Annotated in this window: 15 protein-coding genes and 1 pseudogene; 6 read left to right on the top strand and 10 right to left on the bottom strand. The window is 70.2% G+C overall.

The features are described 5' to 3' along the window. Positions 1-255: 255 nt before the first annotated feature. Complete coding sequence (locus IO39_RS31220) at positions 256-3,483, bottom strand: ATP-binding protein (RefSeq protein WP_052423594.1); 3,228 nt, start codon at positions 3,481-3,483, stop codon at positions 256-258. Between the two features lie 102 nt (positions 3,484-3,585). Between IO39_RS31220 and IO39_RS31215 the strand changes: the two genes are divergently transcribed. The 3 genes from IO39_RS31215 to IO39_RS31205 are packed head-to-tail and all read left to right on the top strand — an operon-like array spanning position 3,586 to position 6,006. Further along, positions 3,586-4,224, top strand: coding sequence for a hemerythrin domain-containing protein (locus tag IO39_RS31215; protein WP_043630443.1), 639 nt, complete (start codon positions 3,586-3,588; stop codon positions 4,222-4,224). A 34-nt stretch (positions 4,225-4,258) separates the two neighbouring features. Next, entirely contained in the window at positions 4,259-4,663 is a 405-nt protein-coding gene (locus IO39_RS31210; protein WP_043630441.1) for a DUF4267 domain-containing protein, read from the top strand. Between the two features lie 38 nt (positions 4,664-4,701). Further along, positions 4,702-6,006 (top strand): FAD-binding oxidoreductase, encoded by a 1,305-nt coding sequence (locus IO39_RS31205; protein ID WP_043630438.1) that lies wholly within the window; start codon positions 4,702-4,704, stop codon positions 6,004-6,006. A 136-nt stretch (positions 6,007-6,142) separates the two neighbouring features. Here IO39_RS31205 and IO39_RS53150 read toward each other — a convergent pair. The 6 genes and pseudogenes from IO39_RS53150 to IO39_RS59115 form a co-directional block, all read right to left on the bottom strand. Next, positions 6,143-7,790, bottom strand: a pseudogene (locus tag IO39_RS53150) (IS1182 family transposase). Positions 7,791-7,846: 56 nt separating this feature from the next. Further along, positions 7,847-8,533 (bottom strand): helix-turn-helix domain-containing protein, encoded by a 687-nt coding sequence (locus IO39_RS53145; RefSeq protein ID WP_084773780.1) that lies wholly within the window; start codon positions 8,531-8,533, stop codon positions 7,847-7,849. 89 nt (positions 8,534-8,622) lie between these two features. Then, positions 8,623-8,877 (bottom strand): hypothetical protein, encoded by a 255-nt coding sequence (locus IO39_RS31195; RefSeq protein ID WP_043630433.1) that lies wholly within the window; start codon positions 8,875-8,877, stop codon positions 8,623-8,625. Between the two features lie 135 nt (positions 8,878-9,012). Beyond that, a complete protein-coding gene (locus IO39_RS31190) occupies positions 9,013-9,972 on the bottom strand; it encodes a hypothetical protein (protein ID WP_157549117.1) in 960 nt (319 codons plus the stop codon). Between the two features lie 5 nt (positions 9,973-9,977). Then, positions 9,978-10,262: a DUF6313 family protein gene (locus tag IO39_RS59120; RefSeq protein WP_052423589.1), complete on the bottom strand. Its 285-nt coding sequence runs from the start codon at positions 10,260-10,262 to the stop codon at positions 9,978-9,980. After that, a complete protein-coding gene (locus IO39_RS59115; protein WP_157549115.1) occupies positions 10,255-10,518 on the bottom strand; it encodes a DUF6313 family protein in 264 nt (87 codons plus the stop codon). Before IO39_RS59115 ends, IO39_RS59120 begins: the two co-directional genes overlap by 8 nt. 231 nt (positions 10,519-10,749) lie before the next feature. Between IO39_RS59115 and IO39_RS31180 the strand changes: the two genes are divergently transcribed. Further along, positions 10,750-13,989: a WD40 repeat domain-containing protein gene (locus IO39_RS31180; protein ID WP_043630429.1), complete on the top strand. Its 3,240-nt coding sequence runs from the start codon at positions 10,750-10,752 to the stop codon at positions 13,987-13,989. A gap of 79 nt (positions 13,990-14,068) precedes the next feature. Here the strand turns inward: IO39_RS31180 and IO39_RS31175 are convergent, their stop codons facing one another. Together IO39_RS31175 and IO39_RS53130 are read right to left on the bottom strand one after the other, a co-directional pair. Beyond that, positions 14,069-14,329 carry an ISL3 family transposase gene (locus IO39_RS31175; RefSeq protein ID WP_043630426.1) on the bottom strand — a complete coding sequence of 87 codons (261 nt, stop codon included), beginning with the start codon at positions 14,327-14,329 and terminating at the stop codon, positions 14,069-14,071. 367 nt (positions 14,330-14,696) lie between these two features. Beyond that, entirely contained in the window at positions 14,697-14,960 is a 264-nt protein-coding gene (locus IO39_RS53130; protein WP_084773778.1) for a transposase, read from the bottom strand. 337 nt (positions 14,961-15,297) lie between these two features. On the opposite strand from IO39_RS53130, the gene IO39_RS56960 reads away from it, so the two are divergent. Together IO39_RS56960 and IO39_RS56955 are read left to right on the top strand one after the other, a co-directional pair. Then, positions 15,298-15,510, top strand: a complete 213-nt coding sequence (locus IO39_RS56960; protein WP_052423587.1) for an IS110 family transposase — start codon at positions 15,298-15,300, stop codon at positions 15,508-15,510. 30 nt (positions 15,511-15,540) lie between these two features. Then, a complete protein-coding gene (locus IO39_RS56955; protein WP_211267235.1) occupies positions 15,541-15,903 on the top strand; it encodes a hypothetical protein in 363 nt (120 codons plus the stop codon). On the opposite strand, the gene IO39_RS31165 is transcribed toward IO39_RS56955, so the two are convergent. Continuing rightward, on the bottom strand, positions 15,829-17,256 hold the full coding sequence (locus IO39_RS31165) for a DEAD/DEAH box helicase (RefSeq protein ID WP_245642408.1): 1,428 nt from the start codon (positions 17,254-17,256) through the stop codon (positions 15,829-15,831). The genes IO39_RS56955 and IO39_RS31165 overlap by 75 nt on opposite strands. Between the last annotated feature and the right edge of the window lie 208 nt (positions 17,257-17,464).

The raw sequence follows: 17,464 nt of genomic DNA, 5'->3' as shown, positions 1-17,464 counted from the left end.
CTCCGACATCGCCTACGTCCCCATCCACGACGCCCCGCTCGCCCGCTGGGCCCTCATCTGGCGCACCGCCACAGAGACCGACCTCATCCGCGCCCTCGCCCGAACCGTCGCCGACGTCACGATTGTGCACGAATGACGGGCGATCTCACTCGGCGTGTGCCCGTGGTTCGAGGTTCGGCACCCACGATTGCCGCGTTTCCGCAGGTCAGTCAGGGGTCCGAGCGTAGAGGGCCGGCCCCTCTAGAACGGTCGAGGCTAGGTGGTCGTTCGCGACCGGGCCTCGGCGGCCCAATGAGGCGCGTTCCACCGGTCGGCGATGGCGACGGCCTGAGCGAAGTGGGCGGCGGCCTCGTCGTCGTGGCCGAGGAAGACGGCCAGCTCGCCGAGGGTGTGAGCGACCGGGCGCAGCTCCACGGACAGGCTCGTGACGTCGGGCGGGGGGCCATCCCAGCGCGCAAGCAGCGTCGCGTAGATCTCTTCGGCAGCGGCGCGGTCGTCCAGGGCGATGGCGGCCATCGCGCGGACGGTCGTGAGGAAGGTGAAGAAGTAGTCGGGCCGGATCGGGTCCGAGGTGCGTACCCGGCGGGCTTCGTCGATCAGGCCGTTGGCGTGCAGGGCCAGGATCAGCAGGTCGGAGGCGAGCGGGCCGAACGCCTCGTGGAAGGCGCGCACCTCCTCCAGGTGCTCGCCGAGCGTGCCGTTGTTCACCCAGATCGCGGCCAGCGCGAGGCCGAGGAAGCCGACGGCGTGCAGGGATCCGGCGCGCCGCATGCCGTCGGCGGCCTGGGTGTAGAGCCGTTCGGCGTCGGCGAACCGGCCCTCGATGAGGGCCAGGGTCGCCAGCACCACCTCGGCGACGCCGATCGCCTCGGGCAGCCGGTAGGCGCGCGCGAGGTCGAGGGCCTCGACAGCCGCGCGGCGCATGGTGGCCGGATCGTTGGCCCCGGCGGCGGCGCTGGCCTGGTTGAGCAGCCCGGTGACGCGATAGATGGGCAGGTCGTGCTCGGTGCCGATCGCCACCAGTTCGCGGCAGAGGTTGTCGCGGTCGGGCAAGCCGCGGTGGCCGCGGACCAGGACCTGGAGAGCCGCCGCCCGCAGGCGGGGTGAGGTGGCGAGGTCGAGCGCCTCGCGGGCCGCCGCCAGGGCGGTGGGGTCGTCCTCGCCGACCAGTTCTTCGGCGTAGGCGGCGAGAAGGTGGCTGCGTGTCTCCGGGGCCAGGTCGGTACGCTTGAGCAGGCGGCTCAGCCTGTCGACGATGGGTCGGTCCACCGTGCCGTACTCGCGGGACTGCCATGGTGTCGGCTCGGTCCAGGCCATGAACGCGGCGATCACCAAGTCGTCGCGGCCCAGGGACTCGGCGTACTCGACGGCCTGCAGGCGGGTCTGGCGCGCGGCAAGCAAGGCGCCGGCCCGGATCTGCGCCCGCAGCAGCCTGCCATGCAGGTCGACGCGTTCCTCCGGGCCGGTCGAGTTCGCGACCGCGTCGGTGAGCAGATCGGCCGCGACGTCGTGGGCGTAGCGCGCTTCGGCCAGTTCGGCGGCCCGGAGGCAGTAGCCGACGGCCTTGGGGGATCCGGCTCGCGCGTAGTGGTGCGCGAGCGCCGGGATGTCGCCGGTGGCTTCCAGTGCGGCGGCGATGCGGGCGTGCATGCGGGATGCCCGCAGGCGGCTGACGCCGGCGACGAGGGTGTCGCGGACGAGGGCGTGGACGAACCGCACCCGTCCGGGGCCGGGCTCGCTCAGCAGCCCGGCGATCACGCCCGCGTCCAGCGCGTCCATCACCCCGTCCTCGTCGGTGTCGGCGGCGTCCACGAGGACGTCCACGGAGCTCTCCCGGCCTGCGACCGCGGCCAGTCGTAGCACGGCCACGCCTGCCTCGGGCAGCCGCGCGAGCCGCCGCCGCAGCACGTCCCGTACGCCTTCGGGGACCTCGGAGAGGGCGACCAGCGCGCCCTCGCCGTTCAGCAGCCGCGCGCTCTCCCGCACATAGAACGGGTTGCCGCCGGTGCGCTCGGCGATTCCGGCGACGGTCTCGTCATCGGCCTCACACTCATTCCGTACGATCTGCGCGACGGCCGCATCGTCCAGGCCGGGCAGGGCGAGCCGCAGCGGCGTGGCGCGCGCCAGTGAGGCCAGCGTTTCGGTGAGGTGCCCGCTCTCGTCCGCCCGGTAGGCCGCCACGACCAGAACGGGGGCCCGAATGCCGAGGCCGCCGCCGAGCAGCTCCAGCGTGGCGGCGTCGGCCCAGTGCAGGTCGTCCAGCACGACGGCGACCGGGCGTTCCGCAGCGACCGCCGCGAGCCACTTCCACACCGCCTGACGCAGGCGGAACCGTCCCGCGGTGGCGTCGGCGCCCACCGGCCCGGTGTCGGTGAGCAGCGGCGCGAGATCGTCGGCGAACTCGCCCGGGGACGTGGACGCGGCGACGGCTCTCAGCGCCTCGGCCCAGGCCCACGCGGGCGGCGCGCTGTCGACCTCGGGACAGTGGCCGACGGCGACCAGCCACCCGTCACGTTCGAGCCGCCTGCCGAGGTGTTCCAGCAGCGTCGACTTGCCGAGCCCGGCCTCGCCGGTGACAAGGGCGATACGCGCTCCGTCGGCGGCGGCCTCGGCAGCGGCCCCGGCCAGCGCCGCCAGCTCCTCCTGGCGCCCGACGAACGGCGTCTCGGTGATCGGAACCGTCTGCGGCAGCGGGACAACAGGCGGTGGCAGGAGAACGGACGCGCGCAGGACGTCCGTGCGTTGGGTGAGGATCGCCTCTTCCAACGCCACCAGGTCCGGGCCGAGGTCGAGCCCGAGCTCCTCGGCGAGGATGCCGCGGGCGCGGCGGAGCGTCGCCAGCGCGTCGGCCTGGCGGCCGCTGCTCCACAGAGCCAAGGCGTGCAGCCGCCAGCCCTCCTCGCGCAGCGGCTCGTCGCGGGTGAGCCGCTCGGCCTCGGGAACCACCGCGGCGGGGTCGCCGATGCGCAGACCCGCCGCGACGTGCAGCTCGGTGGCGACCAAGCGTAGCTCGTTCAGCCGGGCGGTCTCGGCGGCGGCCCACGACTCGTCGGCGGCCTCGGCGAACGCCGGTCCCTGCCACAGTCCCAGCGCCTCGGCGAGCCGAGCCTGCGCGGCGCGTGGGTCGGTGTCCGTACGCGCTTGGCCCAGCAGGCCCTCGAACCGCCACGCGTCCACCGCATCCGGTGGCAGCCGCAGCGCATAACCCGGCGCCGCGCTCACCAGCAGCCGGGCCGGCGTGCGCGGCGGACGTCCGGGCTCCAGCAACCGGCGCAGGTTGGACACGTACGCCTGCAGGGACATCAGCGCCCGCGCGGGCGGCTCCCCGCGCCACAGGTCCTCGATCATCCGGTCGGTCGGCACGACCTGCCCACGCGCCGCCACCAGCAATGCCAGCACGCCCCGCTGCCGCGGCCCGCCCAGGGGAACGGGCTCGCCGCCGACCTCGGCCACCAGAGAGCCCAGCACCCGGATGAAGACCATGATCCTCACATCTTATGTGGGCGTTCCAAATCCCTTCCAAATCCCTTCCAAACACCCAAGGGCAGCCTGAACACATCGCAACCGATGAAGAGGCGGGAACAAATGAGTGTCAACACCCAGGACATGGAGATCGTCCACCGCGTGCTCCGCCGTGAGTCACGGCTGCTGGTGGAGCTTGTCGCGGCCGTCGCCCCAGGTGACACCGCTCGCGCCAAGGTGATCGCCGACCACTTCCGCGTCTACCGGCTGGGCCTGCACAACCATCACGAGGGCGAGGACGAGCTGCTGTGGCCACCCCTGCTTTCCCGTGTGGACCTGGAGGCCGACGTCGTCCTGCGCATGCAGGCCCAGCACGAACGTGTCGCGGCCACCCTGGCCAGGCTGGACGCCGCGGTCCCCGCCTGGGAGGCCACCGCGGGGGCCGACGAGCGCGACACCCTGGCGGCCGCCCTCTGCGAGCACCGCGCGGTCCTGCTGCAACACCTCGACGACGAGGAGGCCACCCTCCTCCCGCTCGCCGCCAAGCACATCACCGAGCAGGAGTGGGCCTCCCTGGGCGACCACCTGGTGAGCAACACGCCCAAGCTCACCCTGCTCACGCTCTTCGGCGCCGTCCTGGAGGACGCGAACCCGGCCGAGCGCGCCATCGTCCTGCGCGGCCTGCCCGCCCCGGCCCGCGTCATCTGGCACGTCATCGGCCGCCCTCGCTACGCCCGCCACATCCGCCGTGTCCGCGGCTGAACCCTGCCCGTCCGTACATGCAAGGAGAGCGACCATGTCGCTGAAGAAGCTCAACACCGTCCTGGCCGCCGTCGTCGTCCTGTTCACCCTCTACCTCGGGCTGTCCTTCGTCCTGCCCCTCGGGACCACCTTCCCGGGACTGGCGAACTGGCCCTCTGACGACAGCGGCTTCTCCATCGTGAAGGGCAGCCGCGAGATCGCGATGGGCCTGGCCATGGGCATCCTGCTGGTGACAGGCCACCGCCGCCCGTTGGGCTGGGTCCTGCTGATGACGGCCGTCGCCCCGTTCGGCGACATGGTCAACGTCCTGGCCCACCACGGATCCACGGCCGCCGCACTCGGCATCCACGGCCTGACCGCGGCGCTGATCGCGGTCACGGGGTTGCTGATCCTCCGCGAGACCAGCACCACCCCGGCGACCGCCGCGCAGCCCGCCTGACGCCCTCATTCTCTGACAACTCGAAAAGGGAGACGACAATGACGATCAACGACCTGCGCGGTGTCCTGAAGGGGCGCGTGCTCCTGCCCGGTGACGACGGCTTCGAACAGGCGGCCACCGCGTGGAATCTGACCGTCAGGCAGCCGGTGGCGGCCGTGGCGGAGGCCGCGGATGCCGATGACGTGGCGGCGCTCGTGCGTCACGCGCGGCGGATGGGTATGACGGTGACCGCACAGCCGAGCGGGCACGGCGCCTCGGGTGATGTGGAAGGCATGATCCTGTTGCGTACCGGCCGGTTGAACGAGGTGGAGGTACGCACGCAGGAGCGCGTGGTCCGGGTGGGCGCGGGTGTGAAGTGGGGGCAGGTGCTGGCGGCGACCGGTCCACGGGGCCTGACCGGCCTGTCCGGCAGCGCTCCGGGGGTCAGCGTCACTGGCTATACCCTGGGCGGTGGGGTCGGCTGGTTCAGCCGCGAGTACGGCTTGGCCTCCGGCAGCGTGCGGGCCATCGACATCGTCGACGCCGACGGCGAGCCGGGCCGGGTGACCGCCGAGTCCGACCCCGACCTGTTCTGGGCGTTGCGCGGCGGCGGCGGGGACTTCGCGATGGTGACCGCGCTCGAACTCGGCCTGTATCCCGCGCCGGCTCTCTACGGCGGGCGGATGATCTGGCCGGAACACCGGACCAGGGAGGTGTTCGACGCGTTCCTGGAGATCACCGCCGAGGCGCCGCGCGAACTCAGCGTGTGGATCAACCGGCTCCAGCCACCCGGCGCGCCACCGATGGTGACGCTGGACCTGGTGTACCGGGGCGAGGCGGCTCGGGGCGAGGACCTGCTGATGCGCGTGGACAAGATCGGGGGCGCGGTCTTCGACAACCGTGGCGTCGTCCCGGTCGCCGATCTGGGCAGGATCGCCGCCGAACCCACCGACCCGGCGCCGTCCATCGCCCGCGGGGAGTTGCTCACCGGGCTGGACGCGGACGCGGTCGAGCTGCTGCTGGCCAAGCCGGTCGAACCGCTCATCAACCTGCAGATCCGGCATCTGGGTGGGGCGCTCGCCGAGCCGGGCAGCGGGGCCGGCGGCACGGTGGCTGAGCCGTACCTGCTCGGGCTGCTGGGGCTCGGGCTGCCACACGCGGCCGACGCCACACGCACCAAGCAGGCCGAGGTCGTCGCCGACCTGGGCGCCTACGTCAGCGGACGCAAGCCGTACACCCTGCTGTCCCCCGGAGAGACGGCGGCCGACGCCTTCTCCGAGGGAACGCTCGCGCGGCTGAGGGAGATCAAGCGGGCCCGTGACCCGCACAATGTGTTCCGCGCGAACTACCCGGTGCTCGGATAGATCGGCTCCCAGAAGGTCACGGCCCCTCCGCCCACCATGGCGGGGCCCTGGCCACCAGCCTGGCCAGGGTCGTCACGCCCGGCCGGATCGTCCGGTCGCGTCCGAGATGGACACTGTTGGCGAATGCGGTGATGATCTAGTGCGGTCGTAGCCGGGCGAACGGTGAGACCCTGGTTTTGGCCAGCGGGGTGCCCGCCAGCCAGGCGTCGATGCGGATGAGATTGATGGCTGCGGCGGTGAGCACATGTTGCAGGTGCGTCTTGTCCTGGCCGACGTAGCGGGATCGTCGCAGGCCGCAGCAGCGTAAGGCTTGGGAGATCACCGCTTCGACGCCGGCGCGCTGCTGGTAGCGCCGCTGCCACGCGGTGGTGGATTGCGCTTGACGGGCTCGCCGTATGCTCTCGTGCTCGTCGCGGGTGCTCAGTGTCAGGGCGCGGGCGGCGGTTGCCGAGCGGGTGCACTGGGCGCGGACGGGGCAGGGAGTGCAGTCCCGTTGGTCGAAATCGATGTGGATGGCGGGGTGTCCGGCGCGGCCGCGATGCGGTTTCCAGCGGATGCTGCGGTGACCTTGTGGGCAGGTGGCGTGCTCGGCGTCCCAGTCGATGGTGAAGTCGTCCAGGCTGAAGCCCTGTCCGGCTTGGGCCTGCCAGGAGACGTCGGGCCGGATCGGCCCGATCAGCTCGGTGGCGCCGGGGCCGGCAGCGGTGGTCAGGAGCTGGGCGTTGATGTAGCCCGGTGTCGAGGAGATGCTCGCGGGGCGCCAGGTCGGCGCGGATGAGCGCGTTCTGGATGGCCGCGGTCATCTCCACGTCGGTGACGGTGGCGTCGGTGGTGGCCACGTGGGTGATCAGATGGGGTGCGTCGGTGTCGCAGGTCTCGCTGTAGTGGACCTTGTAGCCGGTCCAGCTGATGCTGCGCTTGAGGCTATGGCGGGTCTGGTCGTCGTAGGGTGAGGCGTTGCGCCGGCGCGAGGGCGGCAGATCCTTGGCATCGCGCAGGTGCATCTCGCCGTCGTCGGTGACGAACTGGTGGATCCAGGTGATTGGCAGCGCCTGCACGGTCGGAAGGTCTCGGAGTTGGCGGGGCGCATCGGCGTGGTAGAGGGCCTGCAGCAGGGTGCGGCCGTCGTGCCCGGTCCGCTCGGCGTACGCGGTGCGCCCGGCCTTGTCCTGGGGCAGCCGGAAGTCCTCGATGCGTCGCGCGTAGCGGTCGAACCAGACCATCGGAACCCAGGCGGCCAGCCAGTCCGGTTCGATCGTGGCAATGGCGTTGAGCGCGGCACGCAGATGTTCAGCGACGTTTTCCAGCCGGTTGAGCCGGCGGATCGCGGCCAGCACGTGAGTGGAGTCGGTGCGCTGCCGGCCCGGCCGCTTCAGCAGGCCATGCTCACGCAGCCGGTCCAGGACCAGGTCCAGCAGGTGTTCCGGGTCGGTGCCGGCGAGTTGGCGGTCGCGGAACTCGCTCAGCAGGGAGTGATCGAATCCCGGATCGGTCAGCTCCAGCCCGAGCAGATATTTCCAGTCGATACGGGCGCGGACGGCGGCTGCCGCCTGGCGGTCGGAGAGATTCTCCAGGAACTGCAGGACCGAGACGATCACGAGCTGGTGTGGGGGCCAGGCAGGCCGGCCGCGCTGCGGGAACAAGTCGAGGAAGTCCTGGTCGGCGAACAGCGGGCCGAGCGCGTCACGCAGACGCATGCACAGGCAGCCTTTGGGGAAGGCGCGGTGGGCGATCAGTTCCGTCTGAGCGGGGATCTCGCCCGGGACACGGGGATGAAGCGACATCTTGATCAGCCTTCACGATGCTGGTGGATGCACTCATCGTGCGCTCGGCGGACTGATCAGCCTGGGCTCTTTGGCCAATTCGCCAACAGTGTCCTCCGAAGACGCCACCCCTTGGTGAACTTGGTATCTCGGTCGCGGATGAGGAAGCGGAAGAAACCGATGCGATCGCCGAGGTCCATGAGCAGGTTGCGGGCCTGCTGGAACGTCCACGCTCCGGTCGGGTGGGCGGTCACCCCGAGGATGTGAACGCGCCGGGTGGCGATCTCCATCACGAACAGTACGTACAGCCGTCTCAAGGAAATCGTGTCGACGTGGAAGAAATCAACGGCCAGCAGGCCTTGCGCCTGGGCGCGCAGGAAGATCCTCCACGAGGTATCAGCGTCTCGGGGAGCTGGACCTGAGCGCCGACTGCGGAGGATCCGTCGTACGGTCGCCTCACTGACCTGATAGCCGAGCCGGACGAGTTCACCGTGCACCCGACGGTATCCCCAGTCCGGATTCTCTTGCGCCAGGCGCGCCACCAGCCGGTGAGCACTCAGTCCAGGCGATGAGAGCCGCGCCAGAGCGGCCAGGACCGCTCGATCGGCCCAGCCCGGCTTTGGCTGGACGACCTGACGCCGTAGTACCGCCACTTCATGCCGAAGCATCATGATCTCGATGTCCTTGACTGCCTCGCTGCGGCCTGGCAGCACCAGCCAGCCGAACACCCGGATCACGATCAGGTAGAGGAGACGAAGAGACACAAGAACCGATCTTGCCTGAGCCGGCACCTCAGGTCGATCTGCAGGTCAAGCCCCCTGCGACGACGTTTTGAAGTGGTACAGGTGGAGACCTACGAGGTGCGCGCGCCGACCGATCTCCGGCTGAGCCATCTGCACGGCGCCTGCGACACGACGTACGGCTCGCGCGTCCACGAGACGGCCGGAGTGGTGGGCGTGGACGTCGACGTCCGGCGGGACGACGTGGATTTCTGCGACGCGATGGGGAAGATCGACCGGATCGGCGTCACGCTGCGCGAGCCCCTGGGCCGCCGCGTGGTGCTGGACTCCAGCAGCGGGCTCCCGCTGACCCCGGGAGCAACATCCATCTGGCCGGATTCCGGAACGACGACCCACGCCGTTCCTGGCCGCGACCTCGCGGTTCCTCGGGATCACGCCCTGCCGTGGCGCCCGGCTCGCCCGCCGGAAGTGCCTCCTTCCGCTCGGCCGACCCCTTCCTGTGGTCAGCGCGGGTCGAGGAGCGCCTCGATGACGGCACCGACCTCAAGGCGCGCCTTCGTGGCCAGTGCCCGCCACGCCCGCAGGGTGGCAGTGTCGTCGGTCGCGTAGAGAGAATCCCGGATGAGCTCAGAGTCGTCCACCGTGAGCACGGCGGGATCCTGGTAGTCGCCCGCCTCCCACGCCGCGCCGCGATCGAAGCCGGGCAGCTCTACGCGGGAACGCGCCGCGCCGGTCCTGCCCGGGGCGATGGCCACGAGCAGCCTGCGCACCGCGCCGTCGCGGTCGAGGTAGACAAGGGGGACCAGCCGGGGCTCGCTAACCGCACCGGTGATCTCCAGGGTGGTGTCGTCGTCCGACAGGTCGTCCAAGGTGAAAAGCGCTCGATTGGGCGCGGCCACCGCGTAATGCTCGGTCGCGGCGGCGAGAGCGCCGGTCTCCATCGCGGGCATGGGAAAGGTCGTCCGGCCGTCCTCCCAGGTGGGTGTCACCATGTCGAGGTGCCAGCGTCCGCCCCGGACGTTCGCGAAGGACGCTCTGCCCCGCTCGTCGAACACGGCCAGGTGGCGGACCGGCCAGCGGGCGGTGTCGTCGCCGGTCGTGCTGACCGTCAGCCCCAGACCGGCCAGTTCGTCGATGCTCTGGCGCGCCGACGTCACGTGGACGTCGATGGTGTAGCGCGTCTGCGACGGACGCGCGGTGACGGTCATCGTGACCTCGCGTACCGTGACGGCGGCGTCCGCCGCCTCGGGTGAGAGCCCTCTGCCGCGCAGCAGGTACAAGCACTCCCGCACTGCCTGGCGGATCTCCTGCCGATCCCGGTCGGCCGCCCTCTCCGCGTCCGCCGTGGCTTCGACCACCACCCGCACCGCGCGCGCGGTCTGCTCGTCGAGCCAGCGTTCGTCCATGTCGGGGTACGTGTCGTTCAGCAGGTCGCGGCAGAACCGCTCGATGTCGTCCCGCATCGCCCTCACCTCCGCCCGGTCCGGCACTGGCGGCACCGATCCCGCAAAGCCGTTTCGTGCAGCAACCTGCTCGATATCGCCACGGCCAGCTTCATCGCCCGTTCCTCCGGTTCCCGCTGCTTGATGACCTCGCTGCTCAGTACGTCGACGACCATCCGTTCCCAGTGGTCCTGCGACCGGAGCCAGTCGGCGTGATGCCGCTTGACGAAGTCCTCCACGAAGCCGGGCGGCACCTCGTAGCCGCAGTCCCGGAAGCACAGGTCGCGGAGGAGCGGGATGAGCTTACTCATCTCCCTCCTCGGGCCGGACGTCCTCCAAAGGCGTGCTCCGACGTACCTTGATGGCGTCGCTGACCACGTAGCCGGCGACCGCGCCCGCGATGCCCGGCACCAGCAGCCACCCCGCCACGGACAGGGGCCAGGCCAATGCGGGAACGGCGGTGTCGGCCGGCGACAGGATCCCGATGCTCACGTCGTAGGCGCGCCGCCAGCCGACGGCGAACCCGTTGGCCGTGTAGAGCAGCCCCAGCCCCGCCACGAGAGGCAAGCCGCGGGTCCACAACCAGTAGCGCAGGCCGTGATGTCGCGCCAGGGAACGCCACCAACGTCTGACACCGTGGTGGAGGGGCTCTCTAGGCGGGGGAGAAAGTTCGATGTAACCGTGTCGCTCGCCGGACGGCATGGTCATAGGCGGATGATAACGCCGGAACGATCGGCAGGAGCGCGCCGATGACAAGTCAGGGATTCCTGTCGTGATCGATGTCAGCGCGGAGGTGGCATGTCGGCCGCAGATCGTCTGCTCTCCTGGTTGCGACCGGCGAGGGAGTCAGCGCTCGACCGCCTGCTGGACCTGGAACGCCGCGACCTGTCCAGCGCTGAGGACCACTACGGCTCTCTCCCGCCGGGCGAGGCGTGGGAGGAACTCGTCGAACGCTCTCTCTGGATGGAAGCCTGCAGGGACGCCGCCGCCCGGCGTTCGGACAAGCTGCTGGCCTGGGCGCGGGATCCCTCCTCCTGCTGGGCGCTGACACAGCTGGAGACCGGCTCACCGGAGTACGTGGCCGCACTGCATGTGGCCAGGCTGGCGGCCATGGGCGCGGACCTGCCGGACGGGCGGGAGATCGACGAGTGGCGCCCGCTCATGACGGACGCGCTGGCGGCAGCGCACACGCTGCCGCTCCCGCCGCAGGGCGCCGCCGCGAACGTGTCGCGCGACACCGCCGAGGCCATGATCGGCTTGCAGGCACGCTGGCTGGCCGGCCGCGACCTGGTCGCGGTCAGGCGGCGCGAGATCGGAGTGGTGTTCGAGTCGGCACGCGGCCGGGGACTGACCGGCAGGCTGAGCATGGAGGTGATCGCGAACGGGCCGCCGGGGCTGTTCCCGCATCCGCGTACGATGAGCCTCTTCAGCGCCGACCCCGAGTTCGCGCGCGCGCTCGGCACCGCGTGGGCGCTGCAGAACGAAGGACGGCGGCGCAGGACCTGCCTGGTATGGCATCTCCAGATCACGGGGAACAGAGGCCGGCGCGTCAAGGGTGCTTCCCTGGGCGCCGCGTTCGCGATTCTGCCGCGGGAACTGCTGGGCCCGCCGACGCCGGGCACCTCGGCGATCTCCCGTCTGGCCCGGTGGGGGAGGGCGCTGTCCGGCTGGCTGCGGCACCCGTACAAGGATCACGTGGTCACCGGTGACGTCGACTCCCACGGGACGATGGTCAGGGTCAAGGGCATGCAGGCGAAGTTCTCCGCCGCACGGGCCGAGGGCTTGACGGTGGTGGGGCCGCGAGCCAACTCCGCCGACGTGACCGACGAGGAGCACTATGTCGGGGTGGACGACGTCTGGCAGGCGCGGCGTCGTCTCTATCGGCTGAACCGGGGACGCACGATGGGCCTGGCGGTGACCGTCGCCTTGGCCGTGGCCGTCACCATCGGGATCATGTACAGGAACCAGGAGGAAGAAAGGCTCAGACAGGACGACCTGATGCTGTCCCGGGTACTCGCGTCGCAGTCGTACGGGCATCACGACACCGAGCCGCGCAAGGCCATCACGTTGGCACTGGCGGCCTGGACAGCCACGCCGTCGGCGGAGGCGCTCAGCGCTCTGCTCACCGCCCACGGGCATCTCATCAACAACCGGCTCGTCCAGGGCACCGGCATCACCGGGATCGCCTACAGCGGCGACGGCCGCATCCTGGCCACCATGGGGGAAGACCATCGGGTCCGGTTGTGGAGCACCGTCAGCCGTACGCTGATCGCGACCCTTGGCGGGCCCACCGCCCCAGTCAACGCGATCGCCTTCAGCGGCGACGGTTCGATGATCGCCACCGCTTCGCAGGACCGTACGGTCCGGCTGTGGAGCACGTCGACCTACCGGCAGCTGGCGGTCCTGACCGGTCACCGCAAAGCGGTGAGCTCGGTCTCGTTCAGCAGGGACTCACGCTCTCTGGTCAGCGTCGGAGGCGATGTCCGGGTGTGGCGCACGAGTGGCCGTCTCGAAGCTGTCCTGAAGGTCGAGGCCGCGCTCTGGGCACAGTTCCGCTCCGGCTTCCTGGTGGTGATCGGCAAGCGCGTCGAGGTCTTCGACCTGAAGGCGCTTCCGAAGACTCGTCGCACCGGCACCCTGCCGTACAAAGGCGAGAATCCCTTCGAGATCGGCGTCGGCCGGGACGGCCGCCCCAAGGCGGTCAGGACGACGCGGGACATGAGCTGGCTCTCGTCCGAGTGGACACCGGTCGCGTCGGGGCCCGGTGGAGAGGTCGTCGCCGCCATCGACCGTAGGGGGTTCCCCGGTCCGCCCATCACTCTCTGGTCCGCCACGAACGGCAACCTCCTGGCCTCCGTCGCGGTGTACGGCAAGCCGGGGGAGATGGAGTTCAGTCCCGACGGCCGGACCTTGGCCGTCGTCGACGGCGGCACGTCCGTCACCCTGCTCGACACCGGCCTGCCGCCAACGGGATCACCCAACCCGGTGGTCAACGACATCGCCTTCGGCGCCGAGGGACGACTCGCCGCAGCGGCCAGCGGCGACGGGACGATCAGCTGGTGGCGTCCGGGGCGGGGCGCCTCGGACGAACGGCGGGTTCCCGCGCATCCCGGCGGCGCCCGCACGGTCGCCATCAGCCCCGACGGCCGGACCTTGGTCAGCGGCGGCAACGACGGCAAGGCGAAGGTCTGGGACCTGACCGGACGGAAGGCGAAAGCCACACTGAACGGGCATACCGCTCCCGTGGTGGCCGTGACCTTCAGCAAGGACGGACGCGTCATCGTGACAGGGGACGCCAAGGATCACGCCATCGTGTGGGACGCCCGCACGTTCAGAAAACTGCGCGACGTGGACGACACGGAGCTGCAGAACTGGTACCGGCCACTCGGGCTCACCGCGCTGGCCCTCAGCCCGGACGGTCACACGCTCATGGCCGCGGGATCCAGCGGCATCATCCTCCTGATCGACCTGGACGGTCAGGGCCGGCACGCCCAGCTCGCCAACTTCGGCGGCTTCATCAAACGGATCAGGGATATCACCCTGCGACCGGACGGCCGCGCCATCATCAGCGCCGACGTCGACGGCACGATCACCGCGTGGGACCTCGCCCCTGTCATCGACGAGGGCAGCACGTCAGCCACAGGCAGGCTCATGACGGCCGGCGGGGACGACTCCAACGCCGTCGCCTACGCACCCGACGGCCGTACCGTCGCCATCGCCCGCACCGACCAGACCATCACGCTGCTCGACCCGGCGACTCAACACGTGGTCGCCACGCTGCGCGGCCACACAGGGGGAGTGCTGTCGGTCTCCTACCGCGCCGACGGCCGCAGGCTGCTGGGCGCCGACACCTCAGGTGCCGTACGCGAGTGGAACCTCGACCCCCGTCAGGCCGTGTCCGACCTGTGCTCGATGCTGACACCGCAATCCTGGAACGACAGCACCCTCGCCCGGGCGGAGGGCTGGCCGAAATTCCTGGCGCGCTTTTCCCTCGCGGATACCTGCGGATGGCCTTCGTCACGCGACCGAACCGGATGACCGTCGGCCGGGGCCGCTGCTGCCCGGTCGCGATGGGGGTATCACTCCAGGGGCTCTGCCAAGATTCCCGTGGCAACGCTCAGTTCCTGGCGATGGTGAGAAGTATCCGTTTGCGGAGCAGGGCGAGGCCGGCTCGTCCGTACATCTGCCGTTTCAGCAGTTTGATCTTGTTGATCACGCCTTCGGTGGGGCCGTTGCTGTAGGGCAGGGTGAGCCCGGCGGCGACGGCGTCGTGGTCGATGAGCAGGCCTTCGGCGAAGGAGTGCAGGGGTTGCAGCTTGCCGGCGCGGACGTCGTTGATCCAGTCGTCGAGCCGGTGTCCCTGGCGCTGGGTGAGCAAGGTCGGCGAAGGTGCGTACGTGTCCGGTGGCCTGCTTCAGCTCCTGGCAGCGGTCCAGTACGTCCTGCAGCTGAGCGGTGTGGCCGGGGCTGAGGGGGGCCGGGTCGGTCATGATCCAGATGGCGACGCGGCGAGGTGAGGGCGGTGGCTGGGCATCTTCGGCCAGGTGGCGATACAGCAGGTGGAGCCGCCCTGATACCCCATTGACTTGATCTCCTGCAGTAGGGTCTGCACGGTCACGCCGGGTTCGGCGGCCCGGCGTGACCGTGCAGGTGGCCGCGGAACGGGTCGACCAGCGTGGCACCCTGCTTGGAGTCGCCGATCAGCTGTTCGGCCCGTGGGGCACGGGCGTAGTTTTTGACGGTGTTCAGAGCGAGGTTGAGCCGGCGGGCGACTCGCGGTTCGGCACGTGCCGGCTGAGGGGGCCTTCGGAGCGGCCCTGGCCTGTGGCGATGTCGCGGAAGCAGCCGCGGTGGGCCAGGGCGAGTTTCTCGATCGCCTCGCTGAGGTTGTGGAGCAGATGCCAGCGGTCGGCGCACTGCACCGCCTGCGGCGCGCCGTCGCGGGCGCCGGCCGCGTACGCGGCCGAACGGTCTCGGCAGATGAGCTGGACTTCGGGATGCCGGTGCAGTCAGTGCGCGAAGGTGACACCGAGCCGATCGGGCAGCACCTCCACGCAGCGATGAGTGACGGCATCGATGATGACGGTGGCATACCGCTAATGGGAGCTACCGGGTCGGCTGATCGGGCAGACTCGGTGTCTGGTAGCCGCGAGTGAGTAAGCACTTTCAACCGCTGGACCGATCGTGAGTTCTGGGGTCAGACCGTGCCCTCACCCGTGGTCAGGAGCCTTGATCACTGATGGGATGTCGTGCCCGTCCTTCGGGGCGTGAGTACTGGTCCATTAGCACGCCGACCGGGCTCCTGCGGGCTGCTGACCACGTGTTGTCCCCGGGTTGGAGGATCGGGTGCTGTTCGTCGGTGATGACTGGGCGGAGGACCATCACGACGTGGAGGTGCAGGACGAGCAGGGGCGGGCGGTCAAGCGTGCCCGGCTGCCCGAGGGCGCAACCGGGATGGCCCGCTTTCACGAGCTGGTCGCCTCGTTCCTGCCCGAGGACGCCGAGCCGGCCGAGGTGCTGGTGTGCATCGAGACCGACCGGGGGCCATGGGTGCGGTAGCCGGCCGCGGCCGGCTACCGGGTGTTCGGGGTGAATCCCAAGCAGGCCGCCCGGCACCGGGAAGTGATGGGCAACTCCGGGGCCAAGAGCGGGAACGGACCCGGCACATGCTGCGGCTGGCGGCTGAGCGCCGGCCAGATCACCGCGGCGCTCAAGGGCCACCGCGACAAGCCCGGCAAGGCCGCCGCCATCCAGGCCGAACTGCGCGCCGAGCATCTCGGGCAAAGCGATCTGGTCGCTTCGGCCTATGCGGCCACCGTGACGGCGACGGTCGCGGTCCTGCGGACTCGCTGGCCTTGGGCGAGCGGCCATCCGCTGCTACCGGAATCGTCTGCCGTTCCGTCCCGACCGACGACCGGCAACCGGTGCGGTGATGGTCACGGGGATGCCTGAGGGAGCTTGGGCACCCGTGATATGCCTCAGCTCGGCCTCGCCCGAACGGACCTCGCTGGTCTGCGGGACGATACCGGCGTCGGCCATCAAGCGGGTCATGTCACGGCGCTGGTTGGGCAGCACCAGGGTGACGACGCTGCCGGACTTGCCGGCGCGGGCGGTGCGGCCGCCGCGGTGCAGGTAGTCCTTGTGGTCGTTCGGCGGGTCGACGTTGACGACGAGGTCCAGGTTGTCGACGTGGATGCCGCGGGCCGCGACGTCGGTCGCCACCAGCACCGTGACGTGGCCGCTCTTGAACTGGTCGAGAGTGCGGGTGCGCTGGGGCTGAGACTTGCCTCCGTGCAGCGCGGCGGCGCGCACTCCGCTGTTCAGCAGCTGTTCGGTGAGCCGGTCCACAGCGTGCTTGGTGTCCAGGAACATGATCACCCGGCCGTCGCGAGCAGCGATCTCCACAGTGGTGGCCTGCTTGTCGGCGCCCTGGACGTGCAGCACGTGGTGCTCCATCGTGGTGACCGCGCCCGCCGAGGGGTCGACCGAATGGACCACCGGGTCGTTCAGATAGCGGCGGACCAGCAGATCGACGTTGCGGTCCAAAGTGGCGGAGAACAGCATCCGCTGGCCACCTGGGCGCACCTGGTCGAGCAGGTGGGTGATCTGCGGCATGAAGCCCATGTCGGCCATCTGGTCAGCCTCATCCAGCACGGTGATGCCGACCTGGTCCAGGCGGCACTCGCCACGCTCGATGAGATCCCTGAGCCGTCCCGGGGTCGCGACGACGACCTCCGCGCCGTTGCGCAGCGCCTGGGCCTGGCGGCCGATCGACATGCCGCCGACGACCGTGGCCAACCGCAGCTTCAGTGCTTGGGCGTACGGCGTGAGCGCATCGGTGACCTGCTGGGCCAATTCCCTGGTGGGAACGAGGATCAGGGCAAACGGTCGCCGCGATTGCGCCCGCTGTCCGGAGGTGCGGACGAGCAAGGCCAGGCCGAAGGCGAGCGTCTTGCCCGACCCAGTGCGCCCCCGCCCCAGGACGTCCCGGCCGGCCAGAGAATTCGGCAGCGTGGCCGCCTGGATCGGGAACGGTTCGTTCAAGCCCAGGCCGGTGAGCACCTTCAGCAGCGCGGGCGGCATGCTCAGCTCAGCGAATGTCGCGGCCGCCGGCAGGGCCGGGGTGACAGTGACCGGCAGCGCGAACTCTCCCTGGAGCGCTGCGGGACGCCGCCCGTTGCCGGACCGGCTGGAGGGGACTGAACGGCCCTTGGCCGGAGAGCCGAATCGGCCGCCCCTGCTTCGGGCGGAGCCGCCCGTCCGGGGCGAAGAGTTGCGATCGTGCGCGCGAGTTGCGTGGTTCATGCAGAACCTTCCTCGATGCGGCACGTGTCAGGTGATCCTCGGTGCGATGAGCGGCACAAGAACAGCGAGCACGAGCCGAAGAAAAGACGAGCCGAACCGGCGGAAAACCGCCTGGGCTCGTACGTCGAAATGGCCGGCTTTCGCCGGGAAGAACGCGGCTGTGATGCCGCGCCATAGGACTGGAGCGGGCCTGTGCCCGAACCGGAGC

Origin of the sequence: Nonomuraea candida, assembly GCF_000725485.1 — a bacterium.
GTDB lineage: Bacteria > Actinomycetota > Actinomycetes > Streptosporangiales > Streptosporangiaceae > Nonomuraea > Nonomuraea candida.
The sequence above is the reverse complement of the archived record's forward strand: the minus strand, read 5'-3'. Positions and strand labels throughout refer to the sequence as shown.

Coding starts and splice junctions, on each gene's coding strand:
- IO39_RS31220 (WP_052423594.1), bottom strand. CDS start 3,483: ATGGTCTTCATCCGGGTGCTGGGCTCTCTGGTGGCCGAGGTCGGCGGC.
- IO39_RS31165 (WP_245642408.1), bottom strand. CDS start 17,256: ATGAACCACGCAACTCGCGCGCACGATCGCAACTCTTCGCCCCGGACG.
- IO39_RS31195 (WP_043630433.1), bottom strand. CDS start 8,877: ATGGATGTTGCTCCCGGGGTCAGCGGGAGCCCGCTGCTGGAGTCCAGC.
- IO39_RS31190 (WP_157549117.1), bottom strand. CDS start 9,972: ATGCGGGACGACATCGAGCGGTTCTGCCGCGACCTGCTGAACGACACG.
- IO39_RS59120 (WP_052423589.1), bottom strand. CDS start 10,262: ATGAGTAAGCTCATCCCGCTCCTCCGCGACCTGTGCTTCCGGGACTGC.
- IO39_RS31180 (WP_043630429.1), top strand. CDS start 10,750: ATGTCGGCCGCAGATCGTCTGCTCTCCTGGTTGCGACCGGCGAGGGAG.
- IO39_RS31205 (WP_043630438.1), top strand. CDS start 4,702: ATGACGATCAACGACCTGCGCGGTGTCCTGAAGGGGCGCGTGCTCCTG.
- IO39_RS31210 (WP_043630441.1), top strand. CDS start 4,259: ATGTCGCTGAAGAAGCTCAACACCGTCCTGGCCGCCGTCGTCGTCCTG.
- IO39_RS31215 (WP_043630443.1), top strand. CDS start 3,586: ATGAGTGTCAACACCCAGGACATGGAGATCGTCCACCGCGTGCTCCGC.